This is a genomic window from Micromonospora sp. NPDC048843, assembly GCF_040649965.1.
GTDB classification, from domain to species: domain Bacteria; phylum Actinomycetota; class Actinomycetes; order Mycobacteriales; family Micromonosporaceae; genus Micromonospora; species Micromonospora hortensis.
The window spans coordinates 92,521-107,305 of record NZ_JBEZGJ010000004.1 but is presented as its reverse complement, the minus strand read 5'-3'; the positions used below and the strand labels follow the sequence as shown (position 1 = coordinate 107,305).

The window sequence follows — 14,785 nt, the reverse complement described above, 5'->3', positions numbered from 1 at the left end:
GGACCGTGGTCCGCGCGCCGGAGGTGTCAGGCCGTCGCCCGCTTCGGAAGCTTCCACCCGGGCCGAGGGAAGTGGCAGGTGTATCCGTTGGGGTAGGTCTGCAGGTAGTTCTGGTGCTCAGGCTCGGCCTCCCAGAAGTCGCCGGCAGCGGTGACCTCGGTGACGACAGTGCCGGGCCACAGGCCCGAGGCGTCGACGTCGGCGATGGTGTCCTCGGCGACCCGCTTCTGCTCGTCGCTGGTGTAGAAGATCGCCGAGCGGTAGCTGATGCCGATGTCGTTACCCTGGCGGTTCCTCGTCGACGGGTCGTGGATCTGGAAGAAGAACTCGAGCAGCGCGCGGAAGTCGGTCTTGTCGGTGTCGTAGACGACCTCGATGGACTCCGCGTGGGTGCCGTGGTTGCGGTAGGTGGCGTTCGGGACGTCGCCGCCGCTGTAGCCGACGCGCGTGGACACGATGCCGGGCTGGCGGCGGAACAACTCCTCCATGCCCCAGAAGCAGCCGCCGGCGAGGATTGCCTTTTCGGTGTTCACGTCGTCTCCTTGCCTGTCGTCGTGCCAGCCCACCTGGACACGCAAGTGAAGACACTCTTCGGGCCGGCGATATTCCCGCAGTCTCTACCTTACCTGGACCCTATAGTCCAGGTAAGGCTTGTCTGACCGATGCCTGGCCATGACGTCGCTAATGAGGCTGATCTGGTACTTCCCACCGGCCACGGCAGCGCCCGCGTGGCCCAATAGTGGACTTGACGGACCAGTTTTACCGTAGCTAGGTTCGGGGGCCACCGGTCGGCGTGGTGCGGCACGGCGCCGAGGCGTGGCGTCGCCGATGCCGGGAAACGGAAAGGCGCTCCTCGTGCCAGTGCAGACGAGGGCTGGATACAAGGAGGTATCTGATGAAGGCGATCGTGGTGACGGACGAGGCTGCGGGAACGGCCGGGATGAGGCTGGTGGAGCGGCCTGAGCCGGAACCGGCGCTCAACGACGTCGTCGTTCAGGTGCATGCGTCGGGGTTCGTCCCGACCGAGATGGCGTGGCCCTCGACCTGGACCGATCGCCTCGGCCGTGACCGGACCCCGTCGATACCTGGGCATGAGCTGGCCGGAGTGGTCAGCGCTCTCGGGTATGGCACCACGGGGCTCTCAGTGGGACAGCGGGTGTTCGGCCTTACGGACTGGACCCGCGACGGCACCCTGGCGGAGTATGTGGCCGTCGAGGCGCGCAACCTCGCGCCGCTGCCCGGCGACGTCGACTTCACGGTGGGAGCCAGCCTGCCGATCTCTGGCCTGACCGCCTGGCAGGGGTTGTTCGAGCACGGCCGCCTTCGGGCGGGGCAGAGCGTCCTCGTGCACGGCGCGGCCGGCGCAGTCGGTTCGATGGTGACGCAGCTCGCCAGTGAGGTCGGCGCCTACGTCATCGGCACCGGACGCGCCGCCGACCGTCATAACGCCCTCGACTTCGGCGCGCACGAGTTCGTCGACCTTGGCAGCGATGCCCTGGAAGACGTCGGCGGAGTCGATCTGGTTTTCGACGTCATCGGCGGTGACATCGGGAAGCGGTCGGCAGGCCTGATTCGAGCCGGAGGAACACTGGTTTCCGTTGTCGGGCCGTCCGAGACGCGGCCCGTGGACGGCTTGGCGATCGATTTCGTGGTGATGCCTGACCGCACCCAACTGGGTGAAATCGTTCAGCGGGTACGGGACGGACGACTGCGGACGAACATCGGCAACGTCGCAGGCCTCGACGACGCCGTCGCCGCTCTCAACCCGACCGAGCGCATCACCGGAAAGACGATCATCCGCACTCGCTCCTAGGGATTCGCCACGGGCGTCGCCGCGGGCCGCGACGGTGGCTGATGCCCTGGTCGTCTCGTACCGGGGCCGCCGATCGGTCGCCCACCACACCGCCTGCCTGACGCAGGTGTGGTCGGCGGTTGTTCGCCGATGTTGGCCGCCTGCCCCTGGACGGGGTGGCACCCTGAGCACGTGGACTGGGCAGTGAGCCGGGGGAAGCTGGCATCGGGGTTGCGGTGAACGGCCTCTGATGCGTACCGCATTGATCGTAGTGGCCGCGCTGGCGACGGCGGTGGTCGTGGACCTGATCGCTGGCATGGTCGTCCGTCGGGTGGCCCATGGCCGTTACCAGTGGTTGCTGGAGCCGCTGCGGCATGCCTGCCGCCGCCCGGCGGCGGCGCTGCTGCTGGTCGGGGCGCTGTACTACGCGCTGCCGCTGGGTCCGGCCGGGTGGCAGCGTCATCTGCGGCACGCCGTCCTGGTGGCTCTGGTGCTGTCCGGGGCGTGGTTGGTGATCAAGGCGTTGCACGTCGCCGAGGCGGTCGCGTTCAGTCGGCTGCCGGGTGACGCGGTCGCCAGCCGGCGGGTGCGGCGGGCCCGGACGCAGATTCGCCCCATGCGGCGGCTCACCGTCGCCGTGGTCACCATCGTCGCGATCGGCCTGATCCTGATCACCTTTCGGCCGGTACGCCTCTTCGGCGTCTCCGTGTTGACGTCGGCGGGGGTGGTCGGCGCGTTGATCGGCCTTTCGGCCCGTACCGCGCTCGGCAACGCGTTCGCCGGTGTCCAGGTCGCTTTCGCCGACGGCCTGCACGTCGGCGACGTGCTGGTGGTGGACGGCGAATGGGGTCGAGTTGAGGAGGTGAAGCTGACCAACGTGGTGATCCGGCTCTGGGACGAGCGGATGCTCATCCTGCCGACCACGTACTTCACCGAGCGGCCGTTTCAGAACTGGACCCGGAACGAGTCAAGGGTTGTCGGCAAAATCCAGATCCATGTCGACCACACCGCGGACCTGGACGACCTACGTCGGGAAGCGCGCCGGCTGGTGGAGTCCTCACCGCTGTGGGATCGCGACCAGTGGGTGCTTCAGATGGTCGACTCCACCCCGCAGACAGCTGTCATCCAGGTGCAGGCCTCGGCCGCCGACGGCGCCAGCGCCTGGGACCTGCGCTGCGACCTGCGCGAGGGACTGGTTCGCTACCTGCGCGACCGTCATCCCCAGTGGCTGCCCCGCACCCGCGGTCAGTATCAGCCTTGAACGGGCGGGTCCGACGGGCCGCTGTCAGACTGCCCGCTCTTCTCGTCCCGCCAGCCATCGGGTCGCGGATGGTAGCCGTAAGCGGCAGCCCGAACCGTTTCCTCGTTCTCCAACCCGGAGCCGATCGCGCCGCCGACGGTGGCCAGCGAGCTGGTGATCCAGGCGAGCGTCAGATAGTCGGTGAAGTGGACCGGTCGCTGCAAGGTCTGTTCCAGCACTGATGTGTCGATCAGCAGCGCCGCGACGAGCACCGTTCCCACGAACAACACCACGTAGGACAGCACAGTGGCCAGAGTGAGGGTGAGGATCGTACCCAGGTTGAACAGCCGGGCCAGTTCGGTCGGCGTCTCGCGGCTCGGTTTCTCCCACAGGTCGTGCGCGATGATCAACCAGGCCACCAACGCTGTCAGCCCGAGCAGCATGATCACGGCGAGCCGGAGTCCGCCGAGCGCGTCGCCCATCTGCCAGATGGTGTCCGTGGTGAGCGCGAACGCGGCAGTGCCGAACGCGCCGACCAACAGCTTCGACAGGCCCAGCAGGGCACGCCCCGGACGGTTCGCGCGAACCATGCCGATCAACAGCCGTAACCGGCCGACGAGCCGCGAGGCGACGTAGCGCCGCTCACCGGGGTCGGCCTCGCCGACCACCTGGTGGACGGCGGGAACCCGGGTTGCCATCTCGGCCGGTGCCCAGCCGGCCGGCGGCACCCGCTGGTCGGAAGCCTCGGTCAGCAGCCGGCTCACCAGATCCGGAACGGCAGCGCGGGCCGCCCGCAGCTGGTGCAGTCCCAGCGCGGGCAGGGACACCACAGCGACCCGACGCCGAGCGGAGGTCTGCGCGACCAGCGGCACCCGTTCGGCATGCAGCGGCAGGTCGGTCAGGCAGATGGCGACGTCCCACTGGTCGTCGGCACGCCGTTGGGCAAGATCATCGAGTAGTGCCTCAACGCCGCCGTCGCGGCGCGGCGCCACGTCGCCCCAGCCTTCCCGGACGGTCCACCGCACGTCCGCGTTCACCCGCTCGGCGAGCCCGCTGGCCAGTTCGGTGGTGAGCCGCGCGGCCACCCGAGCCGGGTGGTCCGGCGGGGTCGCCACCAACCCGACGACGATCTCCGTGCGGTCCTCTGTCATCGGTGCTCCTCAGCGGTAGCCGTGCTCGGCCGCTGCCGCCGAGAGGAGCACCCCGACCAGCCCGCACAGCGCCACAGCGACGCACTCGTCGAACCGGGCGCCCCGTCCACGCAGCCTAAGAGACCACCCCGATCGGTGCAGCGGGTTCAGTGGAAGGGGCCACCCGGTGATGGCCTCGACAGTGTCGCGCCGCCGTGAACGATCCCGTTGGCTACGAGGTCAGGACGATCCTCCCGAAGACCTCGCCGGCGTCCATCTTCTGGTGCGCCACCACCGACTGCTCCAGCGGCAGGACCTCGTGCACCACGGTCTGGAGTTCCCCACGATCGGCGGCGGCGAACTGCTCCACTCGCACGGCTCGTCGAGCGGCCGCCGGCACCGTCGCCGCACTGAAGGTGGCGAACGACATCGACTTCTGGAACGCGGCCATCAACCTCGTCCCGAAGTCCGCTGGCGGTTGGCCGCCCACCGCGCCGACGGCCACGAGCCGGCCGTTGGGGTTGAGTCGGTCGAGGAACGTGGGCATGTCCGGACCGGCGACGACCGCCTGCTCGGCGTAGCCGCCGCCCGTACCGGTGAAGGCCCAGACGCGTTGCCCGACCCACGCGGGGCCGACGCCGTCGCCCACGGCCGTGACCGTTCCGGCAACCTCGCCGCCCGGGATGTGACCCTCGCGGAAGCCGTACGCGGCGAGAGCACCGCTCCGGATCAGGACGTCGGCGCCAGCCACGCCCACCGCCTCGGTGGTGATCAACGCCTCTCCGGGAGCGGGCACCGGTACAGGAAGGTGATCGGCGCCCAGCCGGCGGTACGCGGACAATGGGGCGATGAAGCGAGACGTGAGCCTGATGCGGTTGACCGGGACGCGCGCCAACGGCGCGGTGGCGACGGGCGCGGCGGCTACCGGCGCCAGGGCTGCGGGGGCGGCCTCGATCGGCGCCCTCGCCGTGGGGGCGCTGGCCGCGGGGGCCGTGGCTGTCGGGGCGCTGGCCATCGGGCGGCTGGCGATCCGCCGGGCGGTCGTACGGGAGTTGCGCATCGGCCGGTTGGAGATCGACGAGTTGGTGGTGCACAGCCGACCCACCGCCGAGGGATGAGGGGTGGGCAGCCGGTTGGTCTGCCCACCCCCCTGACATCGGGTCAGTAGCGACGCAGGACGCGCTTGTCCGCGTCCAGGCGGCGATCGAGTTTGATCACGATGAACTCGTTGTTGTCGGCCTGGCCGGGCGTCCGGCCCGCCGACGACGGGAAGTTGTTGTCATTCAGGACGGCGAGCGTGCGGTCGTCGAGGATCACCACGTCCTCGATCGTCTGGAACGGGAACGTGAACGGGTCACCGAACCCGCCGACGTGCCGAGGGTTGGCGATCGCCATCAGGTCGGCGACAAGCGTCTTGTCGAGCAGTCCGTCGCGGTTCCGGTCGCGCTTGTCGGCGAGATAGATCTTCTTGACCTTTGCCGTCTCGCCCTGACCGTTGTCCCGCTCGATGATGAGGAAGCGGTCCCGATCGACCATGATGGCGTCACCGATCGCGTGAGCAGGAGAGTCGAGCGCGTAGGCCCAGCGCCGGCCGGTGTAGGCGTTGGCCCGGGTGTCGAACTCGTTGAGCCGGAGGGTGCCGGCCGGGTCGCCAGTGGTCGTGCCCTCAAGCAGCGGGTAGAGCATGCGACCGTCCGGAGACTGGGCCATGCCCTCGAAGCCCTTGCTGCTGGCGAGGTTGGCCGGGGTGGCACCGCGGCCCGGGTTCTCGGGGGCGAACACCCCCGGCAGCGGCACCGGCGCCTGTAGCAAGCGGCCCGCCCGGTCGAAGTGCAGCAGGTACGGACCGAACTCGTCACCGAGCCAGTACGTGCCATCCGCCGTCCGGGTGATCGACTCGACGTCGAAGTCGGCTCCGGTGAGCACGCGGTCGGCACGAGTGAGCGGGAACGGCACCTTGCCATACGGGTCGGTCAGGTTGATGCCACCGACCACGTCCACGGCCCCGCTGCCGAAATCGGGCGCGACCCGCTGAACACGCAGCACGAAGTCCGCACTGTTGGCCTTGTTGCCGAAGCCGTTGTCGGACAGCACGTCGAAGGTGCCGTCGGTGTTGCGCAGGACGCCGCTGAACCCCTGGATCGGTTGGTCGGCGAACGGCGGGGTGATCCCATTGATGGGGGCACTGCCGAGCGACGAGCCGGACGGTTCGCTGCCGGAAACGAAGGTCGCCGCTGGCAGCGCGGCGAACGTCAACAACTCGGCCTGGCCCCACGTGTTCCGCTCGGCCGCGGCCGCTGTCGCGGCGCCCGGCAGCGTCAGGGTCAGGGCGACCACCGCAGCAGTCAGGCCCACCCGCTTGCTTACTGCCATCAATCCTCATCTCTCCAGGTACGAGCAGGACGTTCTCGGTCCGCTGGCACCGTAGAGCGACGCGGTGAATTCGAACTGGCCACAGGGGAATGCACGCTCAAACCGTGCTGTCACTTTGTCGGCGGCTCGACTGAAGGCTCACGGCGGGGTGTGGTGCCGTACGGCTGTCAGCCGCGCCGGGGGTACCGGCGGACGGTGAGCACCCCGGCGGTCGCCAACAGTGCCCCCGCCAGGAGATACATCCAGCGGTCGTGGGCCGCGTCCCAGCCGTCGCCCACGTCGACGAGGAAAGCCACCGAGGCCGGCAGCAGCGCCACCACCGTCATCCCGAGCAGCAGCATCGGGGCGGCGAGTGGACTGCCGATCCCGCGCGGCGACCGCCGCCAGCCGACTGCCGACGTGAGGAACGCGACCGCCGCGACGGTAGCGGCCTCACGGGTCAGGTCCGCGTACGGCAGCGACGCGGTCTCCGGCCCGGACCGTGTCACCAGCAGCGCTGCCGCCCAGCACGCACCGCCGACGACCGCGGCGGGGACCGCTCGTAGCAGCGCCCCGAGCCAGGCCGGGACCGGCAGCGTCTCCGCGGTCGGCTTCGCCGGGTCGTCGAGTACGAACGTGACGCCGAGGCCGACGCAGGCCATCACCAACCGCAGCAGCGTGATGTGCTCGTCGGGAGGCAGGACCGACCCGGTCACAGCCGGTGGGGACACGATCGCCACACCGACGACCCCGGCCGCCAGCAGCGGCGAGATCCGCGTCGCCCGCAGCGTCGGCCAGACCAGCGCCGCCACCGTCCGTAGTCGCCCACCCCGCCTCGGCACGGGCCCGCCGGCCGCCGGCCCCGCCGCGCCGACGGCTGGCACGTCGCTCACGGGACGCACGGCAGCGCCTCGGCGTCCGGGGCGAGCGGCTGGATCGGCACCCCGAAGATGGCGCCGAACCGCTCCAACGGTGTGTCGGGCGCCGTCAGCTCGGCCCAGTGCCGCTCGACCAGCAGCGGTACCTCATCGGACGGCCGTTCCAGCAACTCCAACGCCGGTGCCGCCGCCCGGTCGGGTGCCAAGATGCCGTACAGGCCCGATATGTCGCTGAAGACGAGCGCACCGGTGCTCGTCTCGTCCAGCGAACGCATCCCGGCCAGGGTGGTCGGCGACGCCTGCCCGACCAGCCACACCAGGAGCGCCGCCCGCGCCCCGCAGAGGAAGTTCCCCCCGTCGTACGCCTTCGCGGCCATCAGCCGGTAGGCAACCTCGGCGGCCAGGGCGGCGGCTGCCCGATCGTCGCCCCACGCGGTGTCGACCCGGACCGCCTCCGGGGTGCCCGCCGCCGCGTCCTCGACCTTCCAAGCGGCCACCGCCTGCATGGCCTCGGCGACGGACCCGGAACCCCCGGCCGAGATCTCCTCGGCGAGGGCTCGCTGCCGCACCGCGAGCGGTGGCCCGGACGAGGCGGCGCTGTCCGGCACGACAGCGCGTACGGCGGTGACCACCGACTCCCACCCGGGAACGAACCCGTCGAACCCGTCGAAGTAGCAGTAGGTGACGTCGCCTCGCAGGACGCACGACTGGATGCTCGCCGGCCGGTCTTTGACGGTCGCGCGGGCCACCGCGATGTCGGGGTCGGGTCGCGACTGGGTCAGCCCGCCGCCGACGGTGAGGATCAGCCCGACGGCGAGCCCGGCCGCGACGACCGACCGCCGTGCGTGGGCCCGAGCCACGGCGGCCGCGACGAGCAGCACGGTGATCCCGACCAGGTAGACCAGGTGCCGGGCCGCGGGCCGGTCGGAGACACCAGCGGGCACCGGAGCCGGGAACTCACTGATGTAGACCGGAAACAGGAAGCGCCAGCCGGTCCCGATGAGCATCAGGGTGGTCACCATGATCGCCGCGTACTCCAGCACGAAGACGAGCAGGACGAGCAGGGGGGCGACCAGCACGGAGCGGATCAGGACCCCGGCGAGCACCCCGACGGCGCCGAGGAGCAGCGTCAGCGCCGACGGGGTCAGCATCGTGGCGACGTCGACCGACCCGGCAGCGCCCGGCAGCGCCGCGGAGACCCCGACCCGGACGGCGACGAGCAGCAAGCTGAGGCCTGCCAGCGGTAGCAGGGCCAGGAGGAACCCGCCGACCCGCCATGCTGGCGGCAGCACCAGGACGTCGTAGGACGCGTCGACATGGTGTCGGTGCGCCCGTAGCGTGACGAGGTTCGCCACGATCAGCGCCGACCCGCCGAGGACCGGCAACGCGAGCAGCTGGATCGTGATCAGCTCATCGGGGAGCACCGGATATCGGTTGGCCGAGCCGGACAGCCAGCCCCACAGCCACGGGCCGAGGAACAGCAGCGCGGCCGCGACGGTGAGCGGGTGTCGGAGCATCCGAACCGACTCGAACCGGGCGAGTGCGAGCAGCGCTCGCCGACGCCCCTGCGTCGACGACGGCGTCGGTCGGGCCGGCGCGGCCACCGTCATTGTCGCGGTCATCGCCCGCCGCCCGCGATCGCCGACGCCTCGGTGGTGGCGCCGACCAGCGTCAGGTAGCCGTCCTCGATCGACGGCTGCACCAGCGCGGCCCCGGATGGGGGGTCGCCGACGTGGCGGTGCAGCCCCGTGCCCGTCCGCCATGATGCCAACGCCCCTGCCTGCCGCGCCGCGCTCGTCCACACCCGGCCGGCGGCCAGCCCGGCGAGCTGCGCCGGGGTGCCCTCGAACCGCACTCGGCCCCGGTCGAGGACGACGACCTCCTGGCACAGCGACATGACGTCCTCGGTCTGATGGGTGGACAGCAGCACCGTCTTGCGCTCGCCGAGGTCCGCGATCAGCTCCCGGAACCGCAGCCGCTGCTCCGGGTCGAGGCCTACCGTCGGTTCGTCGAGGATGACCAGGTCCGGGTCGCCGACCAGGGCCGCCGCCAGCGCGAGCCGTTGCTTCATGCCGCCGGACAGGGTCCGGATCCGGGATCGCCGTCGGTCGTCGAGGCCGACGGCGGCGAGCACCCGGGCGACCTCGGTGTGCCGCGTCGTGCGGTGGGTGAGCTCCTTGAGAATCGCGACGTAGTCGACGAACTCGAACGCGGTGAACGACGGGTGGAAGCCCGGATCCTGCGGCAGGTAGCCCAGCAGACGCCGGACCGCGAGCCGCCCGGGCGGCGTGCTCGGGTCGTGACCGAAGACCCGCAGCGTTCCGCCGTCGGCCGGCAGGGCCGTCGCGACGATCCGCAGCAGCGTCGTCTTGCCCGCGCCGTTCGGGCCGAGCAACCCGGTCACCCCGGTGCGCAACGTGAACGACACGTCCTCGAGCGCTGTGGCGCGCCCGTACCGCAGCGCCAGACCGGTTGCCCGAACGGCAGTCATGAAGCTCTCCTCATCAGGTTGGGGACGTGGTAGCTGTCGTAGGTGCCGCGCTGACGCGACAGTGCCACCGCGGCGATCCCGCCCACGATGACGACGCCCACCTGCCCGGCCACTGTGAAGACGAGCCGGTCGCCGAAGGTGGCGGCGACCACTGCCGCCCAGCCGACGCCGACGGCGACAGCGGCCGGTCCCGCGCCGAGGCGAGGCGAGAGCAGCAGCGACAGCACTGTCAGGGCGAGCGACGGCAGGAACCAACCGGTCGCGCGCAGCCCGTACTCGTAGATGAAGAGGCTGGCCACGGCGGACAGCGCGGTGGTCGCGGACAGGACCGCGAGACACCGCAACAGCAGTAACCGGAACGAGCGGATCGGAGTGACCACAGCGATCTCGTGGGTGGGGTCGATGCCGGGCGCGAACGACATGGCGACCGCGACCAGCGGCAACAGCGGGGCCACGGCGAGGAACACGACCGGGTCGGTGAACACGGCGACCGTCGCCGTCAACGCGGCAGTGACCGCTATCGCCACCAGCCACGACAGCCGCAGCGCCGGCGTCGCCGCGAGCAGCCGCGCGGTGTGGTCGGGAACGCCTACCGTGATCATCAACCGTTCGACAGGCCCCGGTCGCGGCGCGTCCAGGGCGACGTCGAGGCGGGCCCAGCCTCCGTCGATCGCCGACTCCAGGTCGACTGTCGCGGCGGCGGCGGCGAGGCGTTCGCGGCACTCACCGCACGCGACCAGGTGCGCCTCCGTGGACCACAGACCAGGGGCGGCGAGGGTACGGGTGGCGTAGGCGCGTAGGTCCTCGTCGAGCAGGTGCCAGGTCATGTCAACTCCTCTCGCAGCTGCCGGCGGGCGCGCATCGCCCGGGTCTTGACGGTGCCGGCGGGGATGCCGAGCAGGACGGCGGCCTCGGCGGTGGAGAGGCCGTCAAGGACGGTGGCGCGGATGACAGCGCGCAGCTCCGGGGAGAGGCGGGCGAGAGCCCCGCCGAGGTCGCCGTGCTCGAGCCCGATCAGTACCTGCTCCTCGGCGGACGACTCGTCGCGGCCGCGCAGGCGGGCCAGTAGCCGACCGAGCCGGTCGCGGGACGTGCGGCGACGCAGCGCGTCGATGAGCCGGCGCGACCCGATCCGCCACAGCCAGGCAGCGGCGTCGGTGTCGCGAGGCCGGAACGAGGCCGCGGCGCCGGTCCACACGGCGAGGAACGTCTCCTGCACGACGTCGTCGACGAGGGCGTCGTCGGCGCAGCGGTAGCACAGGCGCAGACGCAGCCACGGCGCGTGCCGGCGGTAGAACGCCTCGAGCGCGTTCCGGTCGCCGCCTGCGATCAGGGCCAGGAGGCCGGCGTCGTCCTGGACGGTCATGCCTACCTATCGCAGCGGGACCGAACTTTGGTTCGCAATGGTGGCACGACTTCTCATCCCTGGTCGGTGCGCCGCCGTCACCCGTCAGCGGCCCTGCAGGCGCTTCACGTTGTCGCCGAAGGTCCAGCCCTTCGACCCGTCCCAGTTCGCCGACCAGGTCATCAGGCCCTTGAGGCCGGGCACGGAGTTCCAGGCCTGCGTGACGAGCGACGTCGACAGGTAGCCGCCGCCCGCCCCGATCTGTGCCGGCAGACCCGGGACCTGCTTGTCGTACGGCACTCGGATGGTGGTGCCCTGGATCGTGAGCCCGTTGTTCAGGCACTGCGTCTGCACGGTGAAGCCCTGCACGGTGCCCGCCGGGTACGAGTCGCCGGCGCAGCCGTACATGCTGCCGTTGTAGTACTGCATGTTCAGCCACCAGAGCCGACCGTTGTCCACGTACTTCTTGATGATCGGCAGGTACGAGCCCCAGATCGAGCCGTAGACCACGCTGCCGCCGGTGACGTAGGCCGTCTCCGGTGCCATGGTCAGGCCGAAGTTCGACGGCATCCGGGCCAGCACTCCGTCGATGATCCGGATCAGGTTGGCCTGCGACGTGGACAGGGTGTTGATGTTGCCGCTGCCGGTCAGGCCGGTCTCGATGTCGATGTCGATGCCGTCGAAGTGGTAGGCCGTCAGGATCGGCACGATCGTCGCGATGAACCGGTCGGCGACAGCGGCGGAGCTCAGGTCGATGCCCGCTGCGGCTCCGCCGATCGACATCAGGATGGTGGCGCCGGCCGCCTTGGCCTGGCACATCTCGGCCGGGGTGGCCACCTTCACGCCGGCGTCCATGCCGTTCTCCCAGAGGACCGTGCCGTCCGAGCGGATCACCGGGAACGCAGCGTTGATCACGTTGTAGCCGTGCTGGTTGAGCCGGCTGTCGGTGATCGGGATCCAGCCGAGGCCGGGGTGCACGCCGTTGGTGGCCCCGTCCCAGTTCTCCCAGTAGCCCTGCAACACCTTGCCGGTGGGTCGCGACTTCACCGCGCAGTTCCCACCGGTTGGCGGCGGTGTGGTGGGGGGAGGTGTGGTCGGTGGTGGCGTGGTGGGCGGCGGGGTCGTCGGCGGTGGCGTGGTGGGCGGCGGCGTCGTTCCCGAGCACGCGCCGAGGTCACGCCAGAGCGACGGGGTCGAGGCGGGGTTCCAGCCGGCGCCGGGGTGTGCGGTGTGGGTGACCAGTGCCTGGTAGAGCCGGCCGCTGTAGGTGACCTGGGCGCCCGCCTGGTAGGTGGGGCCCTCGGCCCAGGTGGGGGCGGTGCAGGCGACCATCGGGACGGCGTTGGCCGAGGGTACGGCCGCCATGCTGCTGGGAACGAAGGCGACGGCGGCCGTGACGGTCATCGCCGCCCCGGCTACCACTGCGAAAATTCGACGGCTTCTCATGGCTCACTCCCCAGGCTTCGATGACCCGCGACCTCCACATATTGACGTTCGTGAGAGTTAATATCAAGGGTTGTTTACAGATGCCGGGAAGTCGGGGGAGCGCGGCCGGCTGGAGCGTCCACCGGCCGTCGAGTGAGCCCGTTTGGTGGCGTGTCCTCCCGCAAGGTGAAACTTGAGTTATTTTCCTCTTCTGTCCGAGATTCGCGCTCGGCGTGAATACGGTGAGGTCGGGCGATCATGCACGTCATCGCGCACATCTGCCCGCGTTCGGAAACCACTGACCAACGAGGGAGAAGAGACATGCTCGGTATCTCGCTACGTCGGCCGAAGGCCATCGCCGCAACGCTGGCCGCCGCAACGCTGGTGACGGTGCTCGGCTCAGCCGCCCCAGGCGTGTCCGCGGACGGCGGTGGGCGACCAACGCCGGACGAGGGGCATCGCACCAAACCAACAATCGTCCTGGTCCATGGCGCCTGGGCCGACGGCTCGAGCTGGAGTGGGGAGGTCCGCAGACTCCAGGCACGCGGTTTCGATGTCCAGGTCGCGCCGCAACCCAACCGGGGGCCGTCAATCGACAGCGGCTACCTGAAGGACTTCCTGTCCACCATCGAAGGTCCCATCGTGGTCGCGGCCCACTCGTACGGCGGCTTCGTGGCGAGCGATGCCTTGACCGGCAACAAGAATGTCAAGGCACTCGTGTTCGTCGACGCCTTCGCCCCGGACAAGGGTGAGACCGTGGAGCAACTCACCGCCGGCTCCGGCTCGGTGCTCGAGCCGGCTCTGACCGACCCCACGAGCGTCTTCAAGCTCGTGCCGTTCCCCGGTGCCCCGGAAGGTGCTGTCGACGCGTACGTCCTGCCGAAGATATTCATCACCGGCTTCGCCAACGGTCTGCCTCGGCGGCAGGCGGAGGTGCTCGCCGTGTCCCAGAGCGCGCTGGCCACGAACGCCCTGGGTGAGCCGGCCACGGAGCCGGCGTGGAAGACGATCCCGGTATGGGCGGTGATCGGCACCGAGGATCGGGTCATCCCGCCGGCTCGTCAGGAGGAGATGATGAAGCGTGCGGGGGCCGACATCACCCGGATCGACGCCGGTCACCTGGGCCTGATCTCGCATCCCGGTGAGGTCACCGAGGTCATCGTGGAGGCGGCCCGGACGACCGCCTGACCGTCTCATGACCCTCGGCAGCAACGGCGAAGAGGCCGGCCGTGGCATCGCGGTGAGCGACGCCACGGCCGGCTGTCGTGTCAGTCGGTCGCCTTGGCGGCCGCCTCGATCTGGTTCGTGACCGCTCCCGCGTCCGTGACCATGGACAGGTGGGGGGCGTTGATCTCGATGGCGTGCGCCTTGGCCCTCTTGGACATGGCGACCTGCTGAGCGGCAGGGATGACGGCGTCCTGCTTGCCGATCACCGACCACGAGGGAATGGTGCGCCAGGCCGGCTCGCCGGACTCCTCGACCAGGGCATTGAAGGCCAGCGGACGCTGCCGGGCCGCCAGCACCGCGACGTCCTTGGCGGAAATGGTCTTGTCGGCGAACGCCTTGCCGAAGATCGACGGCTTCACGTAGAGGTTGACATTGTGCGGGTCGTCGCCGGGGATCGCGACCTGGTCGAAGACGGTGGACGCTTCGGCCGCGAAGACCGAGCCCGGCACGGCCGAGGTCAGCGACAGCACCGTGTCGTGCTGGTCCGGGATGTACGCGTCGACGTACACCAGGGCCTTGACCTGCTTGTCGCCCAGAGCGGCGTTCGTGATGACCATGCCGCCGTACGAGTGCCCGACGAGGACGATCGGTCCGGTGATGGTGTCCAGGTACGCGCGCAGATTCGCGGCGTCGTTCTGCACGCCCGTCAGGAGGTTCGGCGGCGTGACCACCCGGTAACCGTCGTGCTGGAGCTTGGCCGCCACCTTGTCCCAGCTCGACCCGTCCGCCCACGCCCCGTGCACGAGCACGACTGTCGGCTTGACCGCTGCGGGGCGCGAATGCAAAGCGCTACTCGTCGAAGCCTGCGCGGTGCCGATACCGGCACCTACCAGGGTGAGGGCACCGATGGCCACGCCTACGGAGATGAGGCGCCGCCGGAAGGACAATGTCACAGTGTTTCCTTT

At 70.2% G+C, this 14,785-nt stretch carries 15 protein-coding genes; 4 read left to right on the top strand and 11 right to left on the bottom strand.

From position 1 onward, the window contains the following. Positions 1-26: 26 nt before the first annotated feature. Entirely contained in the window at positions 27-533 is a 507-nt protein-coding gene (gene msrA / locus AB0C20_RS02195; protein WP_357177646.1) for a peptide-methionine (S)-S-oxide reductase MsrA, read from the bottom strand. Between the two features lie 362 nt (positions 534-895). Here msrA and AB0C20_RS02190 point away from each other — a divergent pair, with 362 nt between their 5' ends. Then, entirely contained in the window at positions 896-1,813 is a 918-nt protein-coding gene (locus AB0C20_RS02190; RefSeq protein WP_357177642.1) for an NADP-dependent oxidoreductase, read from the top strand. A gap of 229 nt (positions 1,814-2,042) precedes the next feature. Next, positions 2,043-3,053, top strand: coding sequence for a mechanosensitive ion channel domain-containing protein (locus tag AB0C20_RS02185; RefSeq protein ID WP_357177640.1), 1,011 nt, complete (start codon positions 2,043-2,045; stop codon positions 3,051-3,053). On the opposite strand, the gene AB0C20_RS02180 is transcribed toward AB0C20_RS02185, so the two are convergent. Then, positions 3,044-4,183 carry a hypothetical protein gene (locus AB0C20_RS02180; protein WP_357177636.1) on the bottom strand — a complete coding sequence of 380 codons (1,140 nt, stop codon included), beginning with the start codon at positions 4,181-4,183 and terminating at the stop codon, positions 3,044-3,046. The two genes, AB0C20_RS02185 and AB0C20_RS02180, sit on opposite strands and share 10 nt — an antisense overlap. A 211-nt stretch (positions 4,184-4,394) precedes the next feature. Then, on the bottom strand, positions 4,395-4,958 hold the full coding sequence (locus tag AB0C20_RS02175; protein WP_357567040.1) for a zinc-binding dehydrogenase: 564 nt from the start codon (positions 4,956-4,958) through the stop codon (positions 4,395-4,397). Between the two features lie 52 nt (positions 4,959-5,010). Between AB0C20_RS02175 and AB0C20_RS02170 the strand changes: the two genes are divergently transcribed. Then, on the top strand, positions 5,011-5,280 hold the full coding sequence (locus AB0C20_RS02170; RefSeq protein ID WP_357567039.1) for a hypothetical protein: 270 nt from the start codon (positions 5,011-5,013) through the stop codon (positions 5,278-5,280). 43 nt (positions 5,281-5,323) lie between these two features. Here AB0C20_RS02170 and AB0C20_RS02165 read toward each other — a convergent pair whose 3' ends face one another. The 7 genes from AB0C20_RS02165 to AB0C20_RS02135 all read right to left on the bottom strand — a co-directional run bounded on the left by AB0C20_RS02165 (position 5,324) and on the right by AB0C20_RS02135 (position 12,674). Continuing rightward, the gene (locus AB0C20_RS02165) at positions 5,324-6,535 is read right to left on the bottom strand and encodes an esterase-like activity of phytase family protein (protein WP_357177627.1); all 1,212 of its coding nucleotides are present in this window, start codon (positions 6,533-6,535) and stop codon (positions 5,324-5,326) included. A gap of 167 nt (positions 6,536-6,702) precedes the next feature. Further along, positions 6,703-7,407, bottom strand: coding sequence for a hypothetical protein (locus tag AB0C20_RS02160; RefSeq protein WP_357567037.1), 705 nt, complete (start codon positions 7,405-7,407; stop codon positions 6,703-6,705). Further along, positions 7,404-9,014 (bottom strand): hypothetical protein, encoded by a 1,611-nt coding sequence (locus AB0C20_RS02155; protein WP_357567035.1) that lies wholly within the window; start codon positions 9,012-9,014, stop codon positions 7,404-7,406. The genes AB0C20_RS02160 and AB0C20_RS02155 overlap by 4 nt, the downstream gene beginning before the upstream one ends. Beyond that, positions 9,011-9,883 carry an ATP-binding cassette domain-containing protein gene (locus AB0C20_RS02150; protein ID WP_357567034.1) on the bottom strand — a complete coding sequence of 291 codons (873 nt, stop codon included), beginning with the start codon at positions 9,881-9,883 and terminating at the stop codon, positions 9,011-9,013. The genes AB0C20_RS02155 and AB0C20_RS02150 overlap by 4 nt, the downstream gene beginning before the upstream one ends. Continuing rightward, positions 9,880-10,710 carry a hypothetical protein gene (locus AB0C20_RS02145; protein WP_357567033.1) on the bottom strand — a complete coding sequence of 277 codons (831 nt, stop codon included), beginning with the start codon at positions 10,708-10,710 and terminating at the stop codon, positions 9,880-9,882. Before AB0C20_RS02145 ends, AB0C20_RS02150 begins: the two co-directional genes overlap by 4 nt. Then, positions 10,707-11,249: an RNA polymerase sigma factor gene (locus tag AB0C20_RS02140; protein WP_357177611.1), complete on the bottom strand. Its 543-nt coding sequence runs from the start codon at positions 11,247-11,249 to the stop codon at positions 10,707-10,709. Before AB0C20_RS02140 ends, AB0C20_RS02145 begins: the two co-directional genes overlap by 4 nt. An 84-nt stretch (positions 11,250-11,333) precedes the next feature. Continuing rightward, a complete protein-coding gene (locus tag AB0C20_RS02135) occupies positions 11,334-12,674 on the bottom strand; it encodes a glycosyl hydrolase family 18 protein (protein WP_357177608.1) in 1,341 nt (446 codons plus the stop codon). A 300-nt stretch (positions 12,675-12,974) separates the two neighbouring features. On the opposite strand from AB0C20_RS02135, the gene AB0C20_RS02130 reads away from it, so the two are divergent. Beyond that, positions 12,975-13,841: an alpha/beta hydrolase gene (locus AB0C20_RS02130; protein ID WP_357177605.1), complete on the top strand. Its 867-nt coding sequence runs from the start codon at positions 12,975-12,977 to the stop codon at positions 13,839-13,841. Positions 13,842-13,921: 80 nt separating this feature from the next. Here AB0C20_RS02130 and AB0C20_RS02125 read toward each other — a convergent pair whose 3' ends face one another. Continuing rightward, entirely contained in the window at positions 13,922-14,773 is an 852-nt protein-coding gene (locus AB0C20_RS02125; protein ID WP_357177602.1) for an alpha/beta hydrolase, read from the bottom strand. Between the last annotated feature and the right edge of the window lie 12 nt (positions 14,774-14,785).

Excerpts from the sequence above, each read along its gene's own strand:
- AB0C20_RS02190 (WP_357177642.1), top strand. The coding sequence starts at position 896 with ATGAAGGCGATCGTGGTGACGGACGAGGCTGCGGGAACGGCCGGGATG.
- AB0C20_RS02185 (WP_357177640.1), top strand. The coding sequence starts at position 2,043 with ATGCGTACCGCATTGATCGTAGTGGCCGCGCTGGCGACGGCGGTGGTC.
- AB0C20_RS02180 (WP_357177636.1), bottom strand. The coding sequence starts at position 4,183 with ATGACAGAGGACCGCACGGAGATCGTCGTCGGGTTGGTGGCGACCCCG.
- AB0C20_RS02170 (WP_357567039.1), top strand. The coding sequence starts at position 5,011 with ATGAAGCGAGACGTGAGCCTGATGCGGTTGACCGGGACGCGCGCCAAC.
- AB0C20_RS02165 (WP_357177627.1), bottom strand. The coding sequence starts at position 6,535 with ATGGCAGTAAGCAAGCGGGTGGGCCTGACTGCTGCGGTGGTCGCCCTG.
- AB0C20_RS02155 (WP_357567035.1), bottom strand. The coding sequence starts at position 9,014 with ATGACCGCGACAATGACGGTGGCCGCGCCGGCCCGACCGACGCCGTCG.
- AB0C20_RS02150 (WP_357567034.1), bottom strand. The coding sequence starts at position 9,883 with ATGACTGCCGTTCGGGCAACCGGTCTGGCGCTGCGGTACGGGCGCGCC.
- AB0C20_RS02145 (WP_357567033.1), bottom strand. The coding sequence starts at position 10,710 with ATGACCTGGCACCTGCTCGACGAGGACCTACGCGCCTACGCCACCCGT.
- AB0C20_RS02140 (WP_357177611.1), bottom strand. The coding sequence starts at position 11,249 with ATGACCGTCCAGGACGACGCCGGCCTCCTGGCCCTGATCGCAGGCGGC.
- AB0C20_RS02135 (WP_357177608.1), bottom strand. The coding sequence starts at position 12,674 with ATGAGAAGCCGTCGAATTTTCGCAGTGGTAGCCGGGGCGGCGATGACC.
- AB0C20_RS02130 (WP_357177605.1), top strand. The coding sequence starts at position 12,975 with ATGCTCGGTATCTCGCTACGTCGGCCGAAGGCCATCGCCGCAACGCTG.